Origin of the sequence: Pseudomonas saliphila (assembly GCF_008638345.1) — a bacterium.
GTDB lineage: Bacteria > Pseudomonadota > Gammaproteobacteria > Pseudomonadales > Pseudomonadaceae > Halopseudomonas > Halopseudomonas saliphila.
In genome coordinates this window covers 1-806 of the sequence record NZ_VTVA01000054.1, presented here as the reverse complement: position 1 = coordinate 806, position 806 = coordinate 1, and the positions used below count along the sequence as shown (strand labels likewise).

General features: G+C 56.8%; 1 protein-coding gene. It reads right to left on the bottom strand.

The annotated features are described in order from the left end of the window. Positions 1–806: elongation factor Tu (locus tag FHK95_RS19965; protein ID WP_150306377.1), on the bottom strand; the 806-nt coding region annotated here is incomplete at both ends.

Here is an 806-nt window from a genome sequence, read left to right as displayed (position 1 = left end):
GCAACCACACCGGCACCAACGGTACGACCACCTTCGCGAATCGCGAAGCGCAGGCCGTCTTCCATGGCGATCGGAGCGATCAGGGTAACAACCAACTTGACGTTGTCGCCCGGCATTACCATTTCTGTACCTTCCGGCAGCTCGCAGGAACCTGTCACGTCAGTTGTACGGAAGTAGAACTGTGGACGGTATCCCTTGAAGAACGGAGTGTGACGGCCGCCTTCGTCCTTGCCCAGAATGTACACTTCGGCTTCGAACTGGGTGTGCGGCTTGATAGTGCCCGGCTTGGCCAATACCTGACCACGCTCAACGTCTTCACGCTTGGTACCACGCAGCAGAACACCAACGTTCTCACCAGCACGGCCTTCGTCGAGCAGCTTGCGGAACATCTCGACACCAGTACAGGTAGTCTTGACGGTGTCCTTCAGGCCAACGATCTCGACTTCTTCCTGGATCTTGACGATGCCACGCTCAACACGACCAGTCACAACGGTACCGCGACCAGAGATGGAGAACACGTCTTCAATCGGCATCAGGAACGGCTTGTCGATCGCACGCTCAGGCTCAGGGATGTAGGCATCCAGCGTTTCGACCAGCTTACGGACGGCAGTAGTACCCATTTCGTTGCCGTCTTCGCCATTCAACGCCATCAGCGCCGAACCGATGATGATCGGTGTGTCGTCGCCAGGGAAGTCATAGGCGTTCAGCAGATCGCGCACTTCCATTTCGACCAGCTCCAGGAGCTCTTCGTCATCGACCATGTCAGCCTTGTTCAGGAACACGACGATGTAAGGTACGCCAACCTG